An 18,058-nucleotide genomic window follows, 5' to 3' on the forward strand; every position below is an offset into this window, starting at 1 on the left:
TCAGACATGTGCGGGGAAGAGCCCTTTGGGTCGCACGAGCAGTACGATCGCCATCAGAAGGTAGATGCCCATCGAGGACAGGCCGGCGGCGAGCGCATCAGCTTCCGAGCCGGTCATCAGATGGCGCAGCAGGCCCGGCAGGAAGGCACGCAAGGACGTGTCGACGAGGCCGACGATGAGGGCCCCGAAGAAGGCGCCGCGGATCGAACCGACGCCGCCGATGACGACGACGACGAAAGTGGTGATCAGGATCTGCTCGCCCATGCCGACCTGCACGGCGAGGATCGGCCCCGCCATCAGCCCGGCGAGGCCGGCGAGCAGGGCACCGAGCCCAAAGACCGCGGTGTAGAGCAGCCGGATATCGACGCCGAGCGCGCGGACCATCTCGCGATGGGTAGCGCCGGCCCGGACCAGCATGCCGACGCGGGTGCGGTTGATCAGCAGATAGAGCCCGAGCGCCACCAGAAGGCCAACGGCGATGATGGCAAGCCGATAGACCGGATAGGCGAGGCCGGGCAGGAGCTGGACCGAGCCGTTCAGCGCCGGCGGGACCGAGACGAAGAGCGGCTGGCGCCCGAACAGGATGGTGACGCTCTGGTTGAAGATCAGGATGAGCGCGAAGGTCGCGAGCACCTGATCGAGATGATCGCGGGCATAGAGCCGGCGCAGCACGACGAGCTCCATCGCCATGCCGACGATCGCCGCCGCCGACAGCCCGCCGAGAATGGCGAGGACGACCGAGCCCGTCTGGGCCGCGACGAAGGCCGCGCCATAGGCGCCGACCATATAGAGCGAGCCATGGGCGAGGTTGATCACGCCCATGATGCCGAAGATCAGCGTCAGCCCTGCTGCGAGCAGGAACAGCATCACGCCGAACTGCAGGCCGTTGAGCAATTGTTCGAGAACGAGGGTCATCGTTTGCAGTTGCAGCGGTGTGAAGCGGGCAGCGAAAGGCCGCCCGCTTCACGAGCCGCGGGTCAGAGCTTGCACTGGGCGGCGTAGACGTCGCCGTGGTTGCTCAGCACCTTTCCGATGGTCTTGAGAACCGGCTTTCCGTCGGCGCCTTTCTGAGCCTCGAGTGCGTACCAATCCTGCACCGGGTGCTGGTTCGGGCCGAACTTGAAGGCGCCGCGCACCGACTGGAAATCGGCCTTCCGCATCGCCGTGCGCAGGGCGGAGACATCGACCTTGCCGCCAGTCGCCTTCAGCGCCGAGGCGATGGCGAGCGCCGCGTCGTAACCCTGGCTGGCGTAATAGGTCGGGGTCCGGTTGTAGGCCTTGGTCCAGGCCTCGACGAACTTCTTGTTGGCGGGGTTGTCGAAATCGGTGTTCCAGTGGCTGGTGACGCGCAGGCCGACAGCCGCGTCGCCGACGGCGGCGAGCGTGGTCGAGTCGAGCGAGGGCGCGGCGAGCACCATGGGGATCTTCCCGAGCAGTCCGGCCTGCTGGTACTGGCGCAGGAAGGCGATGCCGACGCCGCCGGGATGGAACTGGAAGACGACGTCCGGATTGGCGGCGCGGATCTGCGCCATCTCGGGAGCGAAGTCGGTCTGGTCGAGGCGGGTATAGACCTCGCCCGCGATCTCGCCCTTGAACATGCGCTTGAAGCCGGTCAGCGCGTCCTTGCCCGCCTGATAGTTGGGGGCGAGGACGAAGGCTTTCTTGTAGCCGAGATTGGTGGCGTATTGCCCAGCACTCTCATGCAGGCTGTCGTTCTGCCAGGAGACGACGAAGTAGTTCTCGTTGCACTCCTTGCCGGCGAAGTTCGAGGGCGCGGCATTGGGGCTGACATAGAGCGCGCCGGAATCGACGATGTCGGGCACGGTCGCGCCGGCGACGTTCGAGAAGACGATGCCGGTCAGGATCTTGATGCCGTCGGTCTTCAGCATCTTCTCGGCGATCTGCTTGCCTTGTCCGGGCTTCAGCCCGTCATCCTCGACGGCGAGCTCGACCGGCACGCCGCCGAGCTTGCCGCCTTCCATGTCGATGGCGAGCTTGAAGGCGTCGCGGATGTCCTGGCCGAGATAGCCGCCGGGGCCGGACAAGGTGGTGATCATGCCGATCTTGACCGGCGCCTGCTGGGCGAGGGCGCTGGCGCCCGCCGCCAGCGATGCCGCGATGCCGAAAAGCAATCCGCGCAGTTTCATCATGGACTCCAGTCGTTCCGTTCTTGCCTCTGAGATGGTTCGACGCGGCGTTTCTGCGCCGCCGCGCCTTATGCGTGCTCTCGTTCCGGGCGCCGTGAAGGCTTGTCGCAAGATCGCCGGGGCCCGGTCCCGACGCAAGGTCATCCGTCCGCGATTTCAGCATGGGCCGCGCCGAAAGAGGGAGCCCTCCTTTCGGCATGGCTGGCTCAGAGGGCGACCCAGCCTTGCGGCGGCTTCTTGCCAGGGTGGAGGGTGCCGCACTGCTTGCAGGTGCGGGCCTTCTCGTCGGAGAAGAAGGCCTCGTAGAGCGGCGGCAGATCCTTGACGAGGTCCTTCACCTTCAGCTCGATGCGGTGCACCAGGCCGTTGCACTCGAAGCAGTACCATTCGAAGCCGTCGACCTGATCGGGATGACGCGCCGGCTCGACGACGAGCCCGATCGAGCCTTCCTGGGGGCGCTGTGGCGAGTGGCGCACATGCGGAGGCAGCAGGAAGACCTCGCCCTCGCGGACGGTCACGTCGTAGTGCTTCCCGTCGTCGACGACCTTCAGCATCATGTCGCCCTTGAGCTGGTAGAAGAACTCCTCCACCGGGTCGTCATGGAAATCGGCGCGCTGGTTGGGGCCGCCAACCACCATCACCGTCATCTGGCCATCGTCGAACACCTTCTTGTTGCCGACTGGCGGCTTGAGCAGATGTTCATGCTCCTCGATCCATTTCTTGAAGTTGAAGGCCTTGAGCCGTCCTTCGGTCGCCATCTTTCCCTCTCCCGTTGTCGCTTGTGATGGGGCTCAGCCGGTCTTGGCGAGCGGCGCCTTGCCGGGCTTCAGCCCGCAACTCTCGAAGGCGGCGCGCGTCGCGGCCTTCTCGGCCTCGGTCAATTCCAGCATCGGCGGCCGGACGCGACCGCCAACCTGCCCGAGCAGGTCCTGCCAATATTTCTGGTGAGCATGGGGCTTCTCGGCCGGTCGCGTGCCGCGCAGCGCCTCGCGCACCGGGTTCAGGCTGTCGCGGACGGCGCGGGCCTTCGCCGCTTCGCCGCGGAAGGCGAGGTCGGTATATTCGCGCATGCGCAGATCGTTCGCCGTCTGGATCAGATAGGGCGGCGAGGAGCAGAGATAGAGCTGCCAGCCCAGCTCCAGGATATTGTCGAGCCACTCCTCCTCGGAGGCCGTGCTGACCAGGATGCGGTCGCCGGCGAGGCGCGTGAGTTCCGCATACATCGACCGCGGCACGCTGTACTTGATCGCGACGACGTTCTCGATGTCGGCAAGGCGGTTGCAGAGCTGCGGGCTCATCAGGTAGCCGGAATCCGGGTGGCTCCAGAGCGCGATGCCGATATCGACCTTCTCGGCGATGGTCCGGTAGTATTCGTAGAGCGTCTCGTCCTGCGCCTTGAAGAAATGCAGGATCGGCGCGTGTACGACGATGTAGTCGGCGCCGACCTTCTGGGCATGGCGGGCGAGGTCTATCGCCACGTCCATGTTCTGATCGGAGCAGGACATGATGGTCTGGCCACGCCCCGCCGAGGCCTCGACCGCGAGCTCGAAGCTCCGCTTGCGCTCCTCCAGCGACATCGAGAAGAACTCGCCCTGCTTGCCGGCGATGAACAGCCCGTCGATCTTCAGGTCGTCGAGCCAGTGGCGGATGTTCTGGCGAAAGCCGTCCTCGTCCATGGCGAGGGAATTGGCGAAGGGGGTGAGCGCTGCTGCCCAGATGCCCTTCATATGGGCGCGGGCATAGGCCTTGGCGTCCTTCCTGGCGTATTTCATGAAGCCCTGTTCCCGCTTCCCCGAGACTGCGGCGCCAGGACGACGAGGCCGGTCTGTCGTCGCAGGCCCGTCAGCCACCGGCTCAAGCCGCGCCGCATCCCCATGGAGGCGACCTGCCGATGATGGCACGGGCGGGCTATACGGCAACTCGTAACATTCGTATGAATTCGGAAGCTATCCTTATAAATCGAGGTGTCCATGGCGATCACGCTGCGCCAGATCCAGGCCTTCCTCGCCGTTGCCGAGCAGGGCACCTTCACCAAGGCGGCCGAACGGCTGCACATGGCGCAGCCGGCCCTGTCCCAGCTCGTGCGCGAACTCGAGCGGGAACTCGGCATCCGTGTGCTCGACCGGACGACGCGGCGCGTCGAGTTGACGGAGGGGGGGCGCGAATTCCATGGCGCGGCCCTGAAGATCCTGACCGACCTCGATACGGCGGTGGAGAATGCGAACGGGCTGGCGGAGCGCCGGCGCGGGCGCATCGTCGTCGCGGTGCCGCCGCTGCTGGCCGCCGTCATCATGCCGCCAGCCATCGCCGCGCTGCGCGAGAAGCATCCCGGCCTGCAGGTCACGGTCCTCGATGCCCGCAACGACCTCGTCGTCGACGCGGTGCGCTTCGGCAAGGCCGATTGCGGCATCGGCACCTTCTCGGCGCTGGAGGACAATATCGAGCGCCAGCCGCTCGCCCGCGACAGCCTGATGCTGTTCTGCGGGCGCGGCAATGCCTTCGCGTCGCGGGAAACGGTAGCGTGGTGCGAGCTCGCCGACGAGGAACTCGTCACGCTGACGCGCGACAGCGGCATCCGCCTTCTGGTCGAGGTGGGTTACGAGAGTGCGGAAATCACCTTGAGGCCGGCTTACGAGGTGGCGCAGATCACCACGGCGCTGGCGCTGGTCGAGGCCGGGCTCGGCATTGCCGTGCTGCCGACCTATGCGCGCGCCGTGGCGCCAGCTTCGATCGTTGCGAAGCCTCTGGTCGAGCCGGCGATCACCCGCGACATCGTCATGATCCGCCCGAGCGGCCGCTCGGTCTCGCCCGCCTTGTCGGCCTTCGAGGTGCTGCTGCGTCGCTTCGTCCGGCAACTGGTGCCGAGCGAGGCGTGAGCGACAAGCAAAAGGCCGCCCGAGGGCGGCCTTTCACGCTCTCCGGTCCGACCGGAATGCGGTTCAGACGAGCTCGAAGCTTTGCACCTGCACGTCGTGGGAATCGAGGCCGATCTGCACGTCGAAGCGACCGTTCTCGACCACTTCCTTGAGGTCGGCATTGATGAATTTGAGCTGATCCTCGCCGACCTCGAAGCGTACGACGCGGCTCTCGCCGGGCTTGAGCGTGATCTTCTGAAAGCCTTTCAGCTCCTTCACCGGCCGGGCGATCGAGGCATAGGGATCGGCGATGTAGAGCTGCACGATATTGGCGCCCTCGAAGCTACCCTCATTGGTCAGTGTCGCCTCGGCGGTGAGCTTCTGGCCGCGCTTCATCTGCGAGGCCGAGAGCTTCAGGTCCTTGAGCGTGAAGCGGCTGTAGCTCAGGCCGAACCCGAAGGGATAGAGCGGCCCCTGCGCTTCCTCGAAATATTGCGAGGTGTAGTTGCCGGGCTTGCCCTCGGTGTAGGGGCGGCCGATGCGCAGCGCGTTGTAATAGGTCGGGATCTGGCCGACGGAGCGTGGGAAGCTGATCGGCAGCTTGGCCGAGGGGTTGTGGTCGCCGAACAGCACATCGGCGATGGCGTTGCCCCCCTCGGTGCCGGCGTACCAGGTTTCCAGCAGCGCGTCGGCGTTATCCTTCTCCCAGCCGATGGCCAGCGGGCGGCCGTTCATCAGCACGACGACGAGCGGCTTGCCGGTCGCCTTCAACGCCTGGAGCAGCCGGCGTTGCGAGCCGGGCATGTCGATGCTGACGCGGCTCGAGGATTCATGCGACATGCCGCGCACTTCACCCACGACCGCGATCACCACATCGGCCTGGTTGGCGACCGAGACCGCCTCCTCGATCATCGTCTCGATCGGGCGTGGATCCTGAACGACCTCGGGTTTGTCCCAGTTCAGGAAGTTGAGGTACTCGACCACCTTCGGGTCATCGAGCACGTTGGCACCGCGCGCGGTCAGGAGCTTCGCCTTGCCCTCGATCGCCTTCTCGATGCCGGCACGGACAGTGACGGCCTGCTCGGCCACGCCCTGGGCCGACCAGCTGCCGAGGATGTCGAGCCCGGAATCGGCGAGCGGGCCGATCAGCGCGATCGTGCCCTGCTTCTTCAGCGGCAGCGTCTGGTTGCGGTTCTCGAGCAGCACGATGGTCTCGCGCGCGATTTCGCGGGCCGGCTCGCGGTGGAGCCGGCTGTCGGCGCGCACATCGGCGGGGTCGTCCTCCGGCTTGCCCATGCGCAGGAAGGGGTCGGCGAAGAGGCCGAGATCGTATTTGGCGCCCAGCACCTCGCGCACCCGGTCATCGATCTCGGCCATCTTGATCTCGCCCGAGGCGATGAGGCCGGGGAGCTCGGCGAGATAGATCTGGTCGGCCATGCTGAGGTCGATGCCGGCCTTGATCGCGAGCTTCGCCGCCTCGCGGTTGTCGCGCGCGACACCGTGCCGCGTCAGCTCGGTGATGGCGCCATGGTCGCTGACGGTGACGCCCTTGAAGCCCCATTGCTTGCGCAGCAGGTCCTGCAGCAGCCAGACATTCGAGGTCGCCGGAATGCCGTTGACGGAATTGAGCGCGACCATGACGCCGCCGGCGCCGGCGTCGATCGCGGCCTTGTAGGGCGGTAGATAGACCTGGTGCATGCGCAGCGGGCTCATATCGACCGTGTTGTAGTCGCGCCCGCCTTCGACGGCACCGTAGAGCGCGAAATGCTTGACCGCGGCCATGATCGTGTCCGGCTTGTCGGGCGCGGCGCCCTGGAAGCCGCGCACGCTGGCGCGGGCGCATTCGGAGACGAGATAGGGGTCCTCGCCGAAGCCCTCGGAAGTGCGACCCCAGCGCGGATCATGGCTGATGTCGACCATCGGCGCGAAGGTCATGTCGACGCTGTCGTTGCAGGCCTCGATGGCCGAGACGCGAGCCATGCGCTCGATCACGGCCATGTCGAAGCTCGCCGCCAAGCCAAGCGGGATGGGAAAGGTGGTGCGGTGACCGTGCACCACGTCATAAGCGAAGAAGAGCGGGATCTTCAGCCGGCTGCGCTTGACGGCAGCCTCCTGCAGCGGCCGATTGTCGCGTCGGATGACGGTGTTGAACGAGCCGGCGATGCGACCGGCTGCGACCTCTTCCATCAGCTGGGCGTGGGGCATCTCCGGGCCGATACTGATGAGGCGCAACTGCCCGACCTTCTCGTCGATGGTCATGCGCGCAATCAGGTCGTCGATGAAGGCCGTCTTCTTGGCCGCGGGATCCGTCGATTTCGCCGATTTCTTCGGGGCTGCCGCCGCCGGTCCGCCGGCCATTCCTGCCGCCGCAGCGGCCGAGGCGATGGCACTGAGCGCCTGTCGCCGGGACAGGCCGCTCCTGCTCGCCTCCGTGCGGGAGTCATCCTCTCGCCCGTCGACGACCGGCACACCGTTTCGTTTATCCATGCTGAGTTCGTTCACTTCGATCGTGGTTGGCGGAGGGCGCGGACGCGGGTCGAATCGGCGGGGCTGATTCCTTGACCCTTGTCCCCATGATGGGCATTTGTGCTCGGACGCGCCACTGCCAGGCAGGACGGGCGCGTTCCATCCTGTCGTTCGGTATTTAAGGGAGCTTCCGTGAACTTGTCGACCCGTCCCGCGGCCGGCCCCAATGATCCGGCCCGGCTTCCTTCGGCCCGATCCCTGTCGATTTCTCTCGGAAAAAGCCTTTTGGGGCGCCAGCCCGGCCTCCCGTCGCTGCGCACGGTCCTCGGCTGGTTGATCGCCGGCATGCTCGCCTTCAGCTCCTCGGCCTTCGCGCAGGAGCGCCCCGGTTTCGGGCTGGACGAGGTGACGGCCAAGGCCAAGACGATGGCAGCGGGGCCCTACGCCGCTCCGGCCAGCAACCTGCCGGACGTCTTCAGCAAGATGCAGTTCTTCGACTATCAGAAGATGCAGCCGCGGCGGGACCGCTTCGCCTGGTCCGAGGTCGACACGCCGTTCAAGCTGTCCTTCTACCACCAGGGCATGCAGTTCAATACGCCGGTCAGGATCAACGAGATCGTCGACGGCGCGGCGCGCGAAATTCCCTATGATCCGGGCCGTTTCGACTTCGGCGACCTGCATTTCGACCGCGAGCAGACCAGCAAGCTCGGCTGGGCCGGGTTCCGGGTGATGTACCCGGTCAACCAGCCTGGCAAGGACGACGAGATCATGAGCGTGCTGGGCGCGAGCTATTTCCGCGTCATCGGCAAGGGCCAGATCTACGGCTTGTCCGGGCGCGGGCTCGGCATCGACACCGGCATGTCGATCCCTGAGGAGTTTCCTGCTTTCCGCGAATTCTGGATCCGCCGGCCGGGGCCGCAGGACAAGTCGATCACCTTCTACGCCCTGCTCGATTCGCCGCGCGCGACCGGCGCTTACGAGTTCACCCTGACGCCGGGATCCGACGCTCTGCTCGACGTCAAGGCGCGGATCTTCCAGCGCGCGGCCGGGGCGCCGGCAGCGCTCGGCATCGCGCCGCTGACCAGCATGTTCCTGTTCGGCCCCAACCAGCCGCCGCCGACCTATAATTTCCGCCCGGCGATCCATGATTCCAACGGGCTGGCGATCCATACCGGCACCGGCGAATGGATCTGGCGCCCGCTCAACAATCCGCCGATGGTGGCGCTCAGCAGCTTCGAGGTCGAGAATCCGAAAGGGTTCGGCCTGCTGCAGCGCGGCCGGGCCTTCTCGCGCTACGAGGACCTGAAAGATCGCTACGACCTGCGGCCCAGCGCCTGGATCGAGCCGAAGAACGACTGGGGCAAGGGTCATGTCCGGCTCGTCGAGATCCCGACCGGCGACGAGACGAATGACAACATCGTCGCCTTCTGGGCGCCGGAGGCGCTGCCGGAAGTCGGTCATGCGATGGAGTTTGACTATCGCATCCACTGGACCATGGACGAGCCCGCCATCCTGAAGGACGGCCCGGCCCATGTCTGGCAGACGCTGCGCTCGACGGGCGAAATCTACCAGTCCAACCTGATCCGTGCGGCCGACGGCACGCTCGCGTTCCTGGTCGACTTCAAGGGCGGTCCGCTGCGCGATCTGCCTGCCAATGCGCCGGTCGCAGCCCGCATCAGCGCCAACGACAATGTCGAGATCGTCGGGACGGTGCTGCAGCCGAACCCGGCCATCCAGGGCTGGCGCCTGACCTATCGGGCCAAGGTGAAGGACTCGACCAAGGCTTCCGAGCTGCGCGCGGCGCTGGAGCTGGAGGGCCGCACCCTCTCCGAGACCTGGAGCTTCCAGCTTCCGCCCTTGCCGGCCAGCATGCCGCTCAAGGACCGGGAGCGTTATCTCAACCTGCTGCGATAGGCGGCCAATCCAGCCTCGCGGAGCCCGGCTGCTTCGCGAGGCCCTTCCCTCATCGCCTGCCGGCGATATGCGTGATGCGCTGCCTCGATCAGGCTCTCGCGCTGCCTGATTGACCGTCCGAAACGTTTTGGATTAGCGTTTGGGCAGGTGGTGTCATGTCGCTGTCCAGAATCGCAACCGCTCTTGGCTTGTCCGTCACCACCGTGTCGCGCGCGCTCGGTGGATACCGCGACGTGGCCGAAGCGACCCGTCAGCGGGTCGAGGCGGAAGCGCAGCGGATCGGCTACCGGGCAAACGCCACCGCGCGCCGGCTCCAGGGTGGCCGCAGCGATGCGGTCGGGGTCGTGCTGCCGACCGGCCCCGGACAGCTCGGCGAACCCTTCTATCTGCGCCTCGTCGCCGCCATTGGCCCCCGGCTGGCGCAGGCCGGGCTCGATCTGATCGTCTCCAGCGCCTATCCCGGTGCCGACGAACTCGCGCTCTATCGCCAGTTCGTCGAGAACAGGCGCGTCGATGCCATGATCGTGGCGCGAACCCGGCTCGAGGATCCGCGCGTGCGCTATCTCGTCGACGCCGGCCTGCCCTTCGTGACTCATGGCCGGACGCGGGCAGGCGGACATGCTTCGGTCGATATCGACGGCACGGCCGCCTTTCGCACTGCGACGGAGCGGCTGATCGATTTCGGCCACAGGCGCATCGGCTTCATCGGCGCGCCGCTCGATTACGGTTTCGGCTTTTTTCGCGAGCGGGGCTGGCGGGAGGTCCTGGCGGAGGCCGGGCTGGCTCCCGGCCCTTCCCGGTTCGCCGAGCCGAGCGAGGAGAACGGCTTCCGGCTCGCGACCGAGATCATCGCGGCGTCGGAGCCGCCCAGCGCGATCCTCTGTGCCACCGACCGGCTGGCCCTGGGTGCCATCCATGCCCTTGGCCATGCCGGCCTGAAGGCCGGGAGCGACGTGTCGATCATCGGATACGACAACGCGCCGGTCTCGGCCTATATCGCCACTCCGCTGACCAGCTTCGACCCCGATATCGACGGCGCCGCAGGGCGTCTCCTCGACCTGCTGCTCGCCCAGCTTTCCGGGGAATCCGGTTCCGATATGGCAGAGCTCAGGCCCGCGACCCTCGTGCCGCGACAGTCGGACGGTCCCGCACCATCACAAAACGGCCAAGACAAGAGCCGTCGCCGCTCCAGGGAGGAGACAACCCATGACACAGAAACTAGGGACCCGGTTTAGACGCTCGCTCGCGGCGGCCTGCGGCGCGCTGTGCGTCGCGGCGACAGCAGCCTCCGCGCAGGTGGTATTTCTGTCAACGCAGCTGCGACCGATCGAGTCGGCGCAGAAGATGCGCTCCGAGATCCTCAAGGATTTTCCCGGCGGCGCCGAATTCGTCACCGAACAGCCGCCGCAGCTCGGCGTTCACATCCGCGCCGAGCAGCAGGCGGGCAAGCCGGTATCGAGCCTCATCGGCGCGCTCCATGGCGAGCTGCAGCCGCTGGCCGCCGACTCGCTGGTTCCGCTCGATGACGTGCTGGAGAAGCTGAAGGATCGTGGCCTCAACCCCGGCATGGTCGAGGCGGGCAAGCTTGGCACCGCCAAGCAGATGTTCATTCCCTGGATGCAGGCGACCTATATCATGGTCGCCAACAAGCAGGCGCTGCCCTTCCTGCCGCAGGGGGCCGACATCAACGCCCTGACCTACGACCAGCTGGCGCAATGGGGCGCCAATATCCAGGCCAAGACCGGCAAGCGGATGCTCGGTTTCCCGGCCGGACCGACCGGCCTGATGCATCGCTTCTTCGAGGGGTATCTCTATCCTTCCTATACCGGGGGGGTGGTAACGACCTTCAAATCGCCTGAGGCGGTGGCGATGTGGACGTCGTTCCGCGAGCTCTGGAAGGGCGTCAATCCGAACTCGACGAATTACGGCTTCATGCAGGAGCCGCTGCTGTCCGGCGATGTCTGGGTGGCGTTCGACCATGTCGCGCGGCTGATCGATGCGCTCTCGCGGAAGCCGGATGATTTCGTCGCCTTCCCCGCGCCGTCCGGTCCCAAGGGGCTGGGCTACATGCCTGTCGTCGCCGGTCTCGCCATCGCCAAGGGCGCCCCGCAGGCCGAGCAGGCCAAACAGCTCATCGACTATCTGACCCGGCCCGACGTGCAGGTGAAGACGGCCAAGGCGGTCGCGTTCTTCCCGGTCGCCAAGGTCGATCTGCCGTCCGACATCGACCCCGGCCTCAAGCTCGAGATCGATGCCGTGCAGAAGATGACGAGCGCGCCGAACGCCCTGGTCAGCCTGCTGCCGGTCGGGCTCGACCAGCGCGGCGGCGAGTTCGACAAGGTCTATCTCGATGCCTTCCAGCGCATCGTGCTGCGCGGCGAGGACCCGAAGGCGGCGCTCGACCGGCAGGCGGAAGCGCTCAAGCGCATCATCGCCGAGACGAAGGCAGCCTGCTGGCTTCCGGACAAGCCGAGCGACGGGCCCTGTCCCATCCAGTGAGGTGCGGCGTTCGCCATGCGTGAGCCCAAGGCCCTGCCTTATCTGCTGATTGCCCCGTCGGTGCTGTTCCTGACGGGGCTGTTCCTGATCCCGCTGGTGCAGACGGCGATGCTTGCCTTCCAGCAGGGCGGCAACTGGGGCCTGGGCAATTTCACCCGCATGGCGGACGACCTGAATTTCCAGGACGCCTTGGGCAATACCTTCAAGGTCGTGCTGCTCGCGGTGCCGCTGCAGCTCGCCCTGGCGCTCGGCATGACCATGCTGCTGCGCAAGGTTCAGCGCGGGCGCGACCTGCTGGTCTGGGTCTGGTCGATCCCGCTCGGCATCTCGGACCTCGCGGCCGGCCTGGTCTGGCTCGCCATCCTGACGGATCAGGGGTGGTTCAATTCCGTGCTGTTCAAGCTCGGCGTGATCACGCAGCCGCAGGCCTGGCTGACGTACGAGACGCCGGCTGCGCTGCTCGCCGCCATCGTCGTCGCCGAGATCTGGCGCGCGACCGCCATCGTCTTCGTCATCCTCCTGGCCGGTGTCCAGCTGCTGCCGAAGGAATACGAGGAAGCCGCGGATGTCTTCGGCGCGACGCCCTGGCAGCGCTTCACCCGCATCACGCTGCCCCTGCTGAAGCCCTCGATCCAGACCGCATTGATCCTGCGTACGGTGCTCGCCTTCGAGATGTTCGCCATGGCGCTGGCGCTCGGCGGCCGGAACTTCCCCGTGCTGGTGAGCGAGGCCTTCAATTGGCAGTATGCGAGCCAGGACTACGGCGTGGCGGCGGCCTATGCAGTGCTCGTCATGGGCATTTCGGTCGCCGCAACCGTCCTTTACCTGGTGGCCTTGCGCGTGCCGGCGGAGCAGCGGACATGAGTTCCGGCGTCGCCCGCTCCAACCGCACCCTGTTGCTCGTCGGCGTCCTGGTGCTCTGCGTCTGGACGCTGCTGCCTATCTATCTTCTGGCGCTTGGTGCGCTCGGCGGGCGTGACATCGTCTCGCAATGGCCAAAGCCCTTTGCGCCCTTCGGCATCTCGTTCGAGACGCTGCGGACCTTCCTGGCCATCGAAGGCGTGTGGCGTGCGACCTGGGTCAGCATCAAGGCCGCGGCTATGACCATGGTCATGGCGCTCGCGCTCGGCGTGCCGGCCGGTTACGCGCTCGCCCGCTTCCGCTTCAGGGGCGCGGGAGCCTACCGCGTGTTGATCCTGATGACCCGCGCCTTTCCTGTAGCGATCCTCGCCCTGCCGCTCACCGTCTCCTTCATCCGGCTCGGCGTCTATGACACGCCCTTCGGCGTCGCGCTGGTGCATGCGGTGCTGGCGACCCCCTTCGCCACGCTGGTCTGCGCCAGCCTGTTCATGGGCATCCCGCGAGAGCTGGAAGAGGCGGCCTGGGTGTTCGGGTGCTCGCGCTTCACCGGCTTCCTGCGTGTCGTGCTGCCGCTCGCCTTGCCCGGTATCGCCGCAGCCTCGATCTTCGCCTTCGTGCTGTCCTGGAACGAGGTCTTCGCAGCATCGGTGCTGACGGTCAGGCAGCGGACGCTGACCGCCTATCTGCTCTCCGTCCTGTCGGAATCGCCGCTGCACCTGCAGTTCGCGGGCGGGCTCATCCTGATCGTTCCGTCGGTCCTGTTCATCTTCCTCGTGCGCCGTCGCCTCTTCGCGATGTGGGGCATCGGCAACCGGTAAGGCTTCATGGCGAGCATCACGATCGAACGCGTCGCGAAGAGCTTCGGTGAGGTCAGGGCCCTGGCCGAAGTCGATCTCGCCGTGGCGGATGGCGAGTTCCTCGCGCTGCTCGGCCCGTCCGGCTGCGGCAAGACCACCCTTTTGCGCATCATCGCAGGGCTGGAGAGCCAGACGAGCGGGCGAGTCCTGATCGGCTCGCGGGACGTGTCGGCCCTGCCGCCGCGCAAGCGCGGTCTCGCCATGGTCTTCCAGAATTACGCCGTCTTCCCGCATCTCACCGTCTATGAGAACGTCGCCTTCGGTCTGCGGATGGCCCGGGCCGACGCGGCGCGTATCGCAGCGCAGGTCGAGAAGGCGGCCGCCCTCCTGCATATCGAGCCGCTTCTGAAGCGCTATCCGGCGCAGCTCTCAGGCGGCCAGCGCCAACGCGTCGCGGTGGCGCGCGCTCTGGCGGTCGAGCCTGCCGTGCTCCTGATGGACGAGCCCCTGTCCAATCTGGACGCGCTGCTCAGGCTCGAGATGCGGGCCGAGCTCAAGGCCGTGCTAAGCGGAGCCGGGACGACCACGGTCTACGTCACGCACGACCAGACGGAGGCGATGGGCCTCGCCGACCGGATCGCGGTGATGCAGGCCGGCCATATCGAGCAGATCGGCAAGCCGTCCGACATCTACGATCGCCCGGCCACACGCTTCGTCGGCGGGTTCGTCGGCAGCCCGCCGATGAACTTCCTCGAGCTGCCGGTTCAGGGCGGCAAGGTCGATCTCGGCGGATATGTGGTGGCGGCGCCCCCGCATGCCGGCGGGCGGATCACGCTCGGCCTGCGCGGCGAGGATGTCGCGCTCGCCGGCGCCGGCGAGGCGGGCTTCGCCTTCACCCTGAAGGTCGCCGAACTGCTCGGACCGCATGTGCTGTTGACAGGTACGGCCGCCGGCGGCCAGCCGCTGCGCGTCATCCTGCCGGCCGGTGGCCAGCTTCCCGCCCTGACGCCCGGCACCGAAATCCTCCTGAAGCCCGACACGTCGCGGCTGAGCTGGATGGATGAAGCAGGCAAGGCGATGGAGACCGCCCGATGAGCCGGACAGAGCAAGCGCGCGCCATTCTCGCCGCCAATGACCGCGGCGGCTACACCGTGCCGACCGACCGGCTCTACCCGTTCCAGTGGAACTGGGATTCGGCCTTCGTCGCCATGGGCTGGGCGACCTTCGACGCTGACCGCGCCTGGCGCGAGCTTGAGCGCCTGCTCGAAGGCCAGTGGGACGACGGGCTTGTCCCGCAGATCGTCTTCCATGCACCTTCCGACGATTATTTCCCTGGCCCCGATGTCTGGGGCATCCAGCGGATGCCGCCGACGTCGGGCATCCCGCAGCCGCCGGTGCTGGCCAGCGCCGTGCGCTTTCTGCTGGAACGTCAGGGCGAGGCCGGAGCGGAACGCGCCCGCGCCGTCTATCCGAAGCTCGTCCTGAACCATCGCTGGTGGGAGGAGGCGCGCGATCCCCAGCGCAGCGGCCTCGTCGCGACGCTCCATCCGTGGGAAACCGGGATGGACAACAGCCCGGCCTGGGACATCGCGCTCGAGCGCGTACCGGCCGAGACCAGGACCGAAATCCGCCGGCGTGATACCGGCCATGTCGATGCCGCCTTTCGCCCGCGGGGTATCGAGTACCAGCGCTTCATCCATCTCGTCGATCTGTTCCGCGAAGCGGGCTGGGATGCGCAGCGCATGTTCGCGCAGTCGCCCTTCAAGGTCGCCGATGTCGGCACCAACGCGATCCTGCTGCGGGCGGAGCGCGACCTTCTGGCGCTGGCCGAACGCTTCGGCAGTGCCGCCGAGTGCGCGGCGATCGCGGCCAGGATCGCGCACAAGACGGTCGTCTTGTCCGGCCTCTGGGACGAGGCGCTTCGCCACTATCTTTCGCGCGACCTGATTGGCGGTACATTGATCCCCGTCAGAACATCGGCCGGATTCCTGCCGCTCTTCGCCGGGCTGCATGAGCATGCCGGCGCGCTCGCGGCGCGGCTGAACGGCTGGGCTTCGCGTGGTCTCGCGCTGGTGCCGTCGACCGATCCGGATGCTCCGAGCTTCGAGCCGCAACGCTATTGGCGCGGGCCGGTCTGGGCGGTGGTCAACTGGATGATCGCGACCGGCCTCGCTGAGGCGGGCGATCCGCAAACCGCGGCGCTGGTGCGCAGTGAGACGCGACGATTGATTGGGCAGGCCGGCTTCAGCGAGTATTTCAACCCGGTCGACGGCGCCGGCATCGGCGGCGGCGCCTTCTCATGGACCGCGGCGATCGATCTCCTGCTCGGCGAGGACCAGGGCGCATGAGCGCGGCGACGAGCGGCGGCATCGATTGCGATCTGCATCCGGCCGTGCCGGGCATCGCAACCCTGCTACCCTATCTCGACCCCCATTGGGCCGATGCGGTGGCGCAGCGCGGCGTCCATGATCTGGAGCCGACGAGCTATCCGTTGCGCGCGCCCTTGACGTCGCGCGCCGACTGGCGTGTCGCCGGCGCCAAGGCCGGCTCTGATCGCGAGCAGCTTTGCCGCCAGGCGCTCGACGCGTTCGGCAGCCAGGCCGGCATCCTGAATTGCCTCTACGCGGTCACGACCTTGTTCAGCGAGGACATGGCGGCCGCTTTTGCGCGCGCGCTCAACGACTGGCTGGCCGCCGAATGGCTCGACAAGGATGCGCGTCTGCGCGCCTCGATCGTCGTGCCGATCCAGAGCCCCGAATTGGCGGCCGCCGAGATCGAGCGCCGCGCCGCGGATCGGCGCTTCGTGCAGGTGCTCCTGCCGTGCCTTGCCGACCAGCCTCTGGGCCGGCGCAGCCTGTGGCCGATCTACGCGGCTGCCGCCAAGCACGGGTTGCCGGTCGGCATCCATGCCGGCTCGACCTATCGCCATCCGGTCACGCCGGTCGGCTGGCCGTCCTATTTCACCGAGGATTACGTCAACCAGGCGCAGGGCTTCCAGACGCAGCTGACGAGCCTGGTCTGCGAGGGCGTCTTCTCGAAGTTCCCGGAGCTCAAGATCGTCCTGATCGAGTCCGGCTTCACCTGGCTGCCGGCCTATCTCTGGCGGCTGCACAAATATTGGCGCGGCCTGCGGATGGAGATTCCCTGGGTCGACCGGCCGCCACCCGAGATCATCCGCGATCAGGTGCGCTTCACCTTGCAGCCCGTCGATGCGCCGCCGGACGGCGATGCGCTGACGCGCATTCTCGACCAGGCCGGATCGGACGAGCTTCTGCTGTTCTCGACCGACTATCCGCATTGGCAGTTCGACGGACAGGACGCGCTGCCGCCGTCTTTGCCGGATAGTCTCAAGACCAGGATCCTGCTCGACAACCCCCTCGCGACCTATCCCCGACTCAAGGAGGATCTCGCATGAACGTGGAGCTGCCGACTCAACAGAGGCCGGAATCGACGATCGTCAGGCCGATCATCGCCGATTGCGATATCCATCCCTGCCTGGCGAAGCCGTCGGACATCCTGCCTTACCTGCCGAAGCGCTGGCAGGAGCACGCCATGACCTACGGGATGCTGCCGCGGCACGGCTACCAGAGCGGGCCGGCCTATCCGAAGGGCCAGCCCGATGCGGCGCGGCTCGATTCCTGGCCGCCGGACGGCCGACCCGGCAGCGATCTCTCCTTCATGCAGACACAGCACCTCGACCCCAACCGTGTCGAGCTCGGCATCATGACGGTGATCGCGCCCGCCGCGGGCGCGGCCCAGAACCTCGACTATTCGGCGGCGCTCTCCCGTGCGCTCAATGAGTGGCAGGTTGCGGAATGGACGAGCCGGGATTCGCGCCTCAAGGCCTCGATCGTGGTTCCCTATGAGGACGGCGCGGCTGCTGCCGCCGAGATCGACCACTGGGCGGGGCACGAGGCGTTCGTCCAGGTGCTGCTGCTGAGCCGCACGGCCGAACCTCTCGGCCAACGCCGCTACTGGCCGATCTACGAGGCTGCCCAGCGTGCCGGGTTGCCGATCGGGGTCCACGCCTTCGGCTATGGCGGCTATCCCGTCACGGCGGGCGGCTGGCCGTCCTACTACATCGAGGAGATGGTCGGTCACGCGCAGTGCTGCCAGGCGCTGCTCACCTCCATGACGATCGAGGGCGTGTTCGAGCGTTTTCCTGGCACGCGCATGGTGCTGATCGAAGCCGGCTTCGCCTGGCTGCCATCGCTCTGCTGGCGCCTCGACAAGCATTGGGGCCGGCTGCGCGATGAAACTCCGCACCTCGCGCGCAAGCCGAGCGACTACATCCGCAATCACGTCTGGATGACGACCCAGCCGATGGAAGAGCCGGAGAAGCGCAAGCATTTCCACGATATCGTCGAATGGATCGGCATCGACCGGCTGCTGTTCGCCACGGACTATCCGCATTGGGATTTTGACGATCCGCTCTGGGCCGTGCCGGTCAAGCTCGACGATGCGGCGCGTCAGGCCCTGTTCCTCGACAATGCGAAGGCCCTCTACGGGCGGGGCTAGC

General features: G+C 66.8%; 15 protein-coding genes. 10 read left to right on the forward strand and 5 right to left on the reverse strand.

Annotated features, from left to right (window positions below; all coding sequences use genetic code 11):
- The 4 genes from CE453_RS07405 to CE453_RS07420 all read right to left on the reverse strand — a co-directional run bounded on the left by CE453_RS07405 (position 1) and on the right by CE453_RS07420 (position 3,919).
- Entirely contained in the window at positions 1-915 is a 915-nt protein-coding gene (locus CE453_RS07405) for a branched-chain amino acid ABC transporter permease (RefSeq protein ID WP_089173998.1), read from the reverse strand.
- 62 nt (positions 916-977) lie between these two features.
- A complete protein-coding gene (locus CE453_RS07410; RefSeq protein WP_089177762.1) occupies positions 978-2,147 on the reverse strand; it encodes an ABC transporter substrate-binding protein in 1,170 nt (389 codons plus the stop codon).
- Between the two features lie 206 nt (positions 2,148-2,353).
- Positions 2,354-2,905 carry a 3-hydroxyanthranilate 3,4-dioxygenase gene (locus CE453_RS07415; protein WP_089173999.1) on the reverse strand — a complete coding sequence of 184 codons (552 nt, stop codon included), beginning with the start codon at positions 2,903-2,905 and terminating at the stop codon, positions 2,354-2,356.
- 33 nt (positions 2,906-2,938) lie between these two features.
- Positions 2,939-3,919, reverse strand: a complete 981-nt coding sequence (locus CE453_RS07420; protein ID WP_089174000.1) for a dihydrodipicolinate synthase family protein — start codon at positions 3,917-3,919, stop codon at positions 2,939-2,941.
- Between the two features lie 198 nt (positions 3,920-4,117).
- Here CE453_RS07420 and CE453_RS07425 point away from each other — a divergent pair, with 198 nt between their 5' ends.
- Positions 4,118-5,023, forward strand: coding sequence for a LysR family transcriptional regulator (locus CE453_RS07425; protein WP_089174001.1), 906 nt, complete (start codon positions 4,118-4,120; stop codon positions 5,021-5,023).
- Between the two features lie 63 nt (positions 5,024-5,086).
- On the opposite strand, the gene bglX is transcribed toward CE453_RS07425, so the two are convergent.
- Positions 5,087-7,489 carry a beta-glucosidase BglX gene (gene bglX, locus CE453_RS07430; RefSeq protein WP_089174002.1) on the reverse strand — a complete coding sequence of 801 codons (2,403 nt, stop codon included), beginning with the start codon at positions 7,487-7,489 and terminating at the stop codon, positions 5,087-5,089.
- A gap of 264 nt (positions 7,490-7,753) precedes the next feature.
- On the opposite strand from bglX, the gene CE453_RS07435 reads away from it, so the two are divergent.
- The 9 genes from CE453_RS07435 to CE453_RS07475 all read left to right on the forward strand — a co-directional run bounded on the left by CE453_RS07435 (position 7,754) and on the right by CE453_RS07475 (position 18,057).
- A complete protein-coding gene (locus CE453_RS07435) occupies positions 7,754-9,382 on the forward strand; it encodes a glucan biosynthesis protein G (RefSeq protein WP_349236638.1) in 1,629 nt (542 codons plus the stop codon).
- 155 nt (positions 9,383-9,537) lie between these two features.
- Positions 9,538-10,617, forward strand: coding sequence for a substrate-binding domain-containing protein (locus tag CE453_RS07440; RefSeq protein WP_089174003.1), 1,080 nt, complete (start codon positions 9,538-9,540; stop codon positions 10,615-10,617).
- Entirely contained in the window at positions 10,589-11,881 is a 1,293-nt protein-coding gene (locus tag CE453_RS07445) for an ABC transporter substrate-binding protein (RefSeq protein WP_089174004.1), read from the forward strand. Before CE453_RS07440 ends, CE453_RS07445 begins: the two co-directional genes overlap by 29 nt.
- Before the next feature lie 15 nt (positions 11,882-11,896).
- Positions 11,897-12,745: a carbohydrate ABC transporter permease gene (locus tag CE453_RS07450; protein ID WP_089174005.1), complete on the forward strand. Its 849-nt coding sequence runs from the start codon at positions 11,897-11,899 to the stop codon at positions 12,743-12,745.
- Complete coding sequence (locus CE453_RS07455) at positions 12,742-13,560, forward strand: carbohydrate ABC transporter permease (RefSeq protein ID WP_089174006.1); 819 nt, start codon at positions 12,742-12,744, stop codon at positions 13,558-13,560. Before CE453_RS07450 ends, CE453_RS07455 begins: the two co-directional genes overlap by 4 nt.
- 6 nt (positions 13,561-13,566) lie before the next feature.
- The gene (locus CE453_RS07460) at positions 13,567-14,634 is read left to right on the forward strand and encodes an ABC transporter ATP-binding protein (RefSeq protein ID WP_089174007.1); all 1,068 of its coding nucleotides are present in this window, start codon (positions 13,567-13,569) and stop codon (positions 14,632-14,634) included.
- Positions 14,631-15,887 (forward strand): MGH1-like glycoside hydrolase domain-containing protein, encoded by a 1,257-nt coding sequence (locus tag CE453_RS07465; protein WP_089174008.1) that lies wholly within the window; start codon positions 14,631-14,633, stop codon positions 15,885-15,887. Before CE453_RS07460 ends, CE453_RS07465 begins: the two co-directional genes overlap by 4 nt.
- The gene (locus tag CE453_RS07470; RefSeq protein ID WP_089174009.1) at positions 15,884-16,954 is read left to right on the forward strand and encodes an amidohydrolase family protein; all 1,071 of its coding nucleotides are present in this window, start codon (positions 15,884-15,886) and stop codon (positions 16,952-16,954) included. The genes CE453_RS07465 and CE453_RS07470 overlap by 4 nt, the downstream gene beginning before the upstream one ends.
- The gene (locus tag CE453_RS07475; protein WP_089174010.1) at positions 16,951-18,057 is read left to right on the forward strand and encodes an amidohydrolase family protein; all 1,107 of its coding nucleotides are present in this window, start codon (positions 16,951-16,953) and stop codon (positions 18,055-18,057) included. The genes CE453_RS07470 and CE453_RS07475 overlap by 4 nt, the downstream gene beginning before the upstream one ends.
- Position 18,058 lies beyond the last annotated feature (1 nt).

It is taken from the genome of Bosea sp. AS-1, from assembly GCF_002220095.1.
GTDB lineage: Bacteria > Pseudomonadota > Alphaproteobacteria > Rhizobiales > Beijerinckiaceae > Allobosea.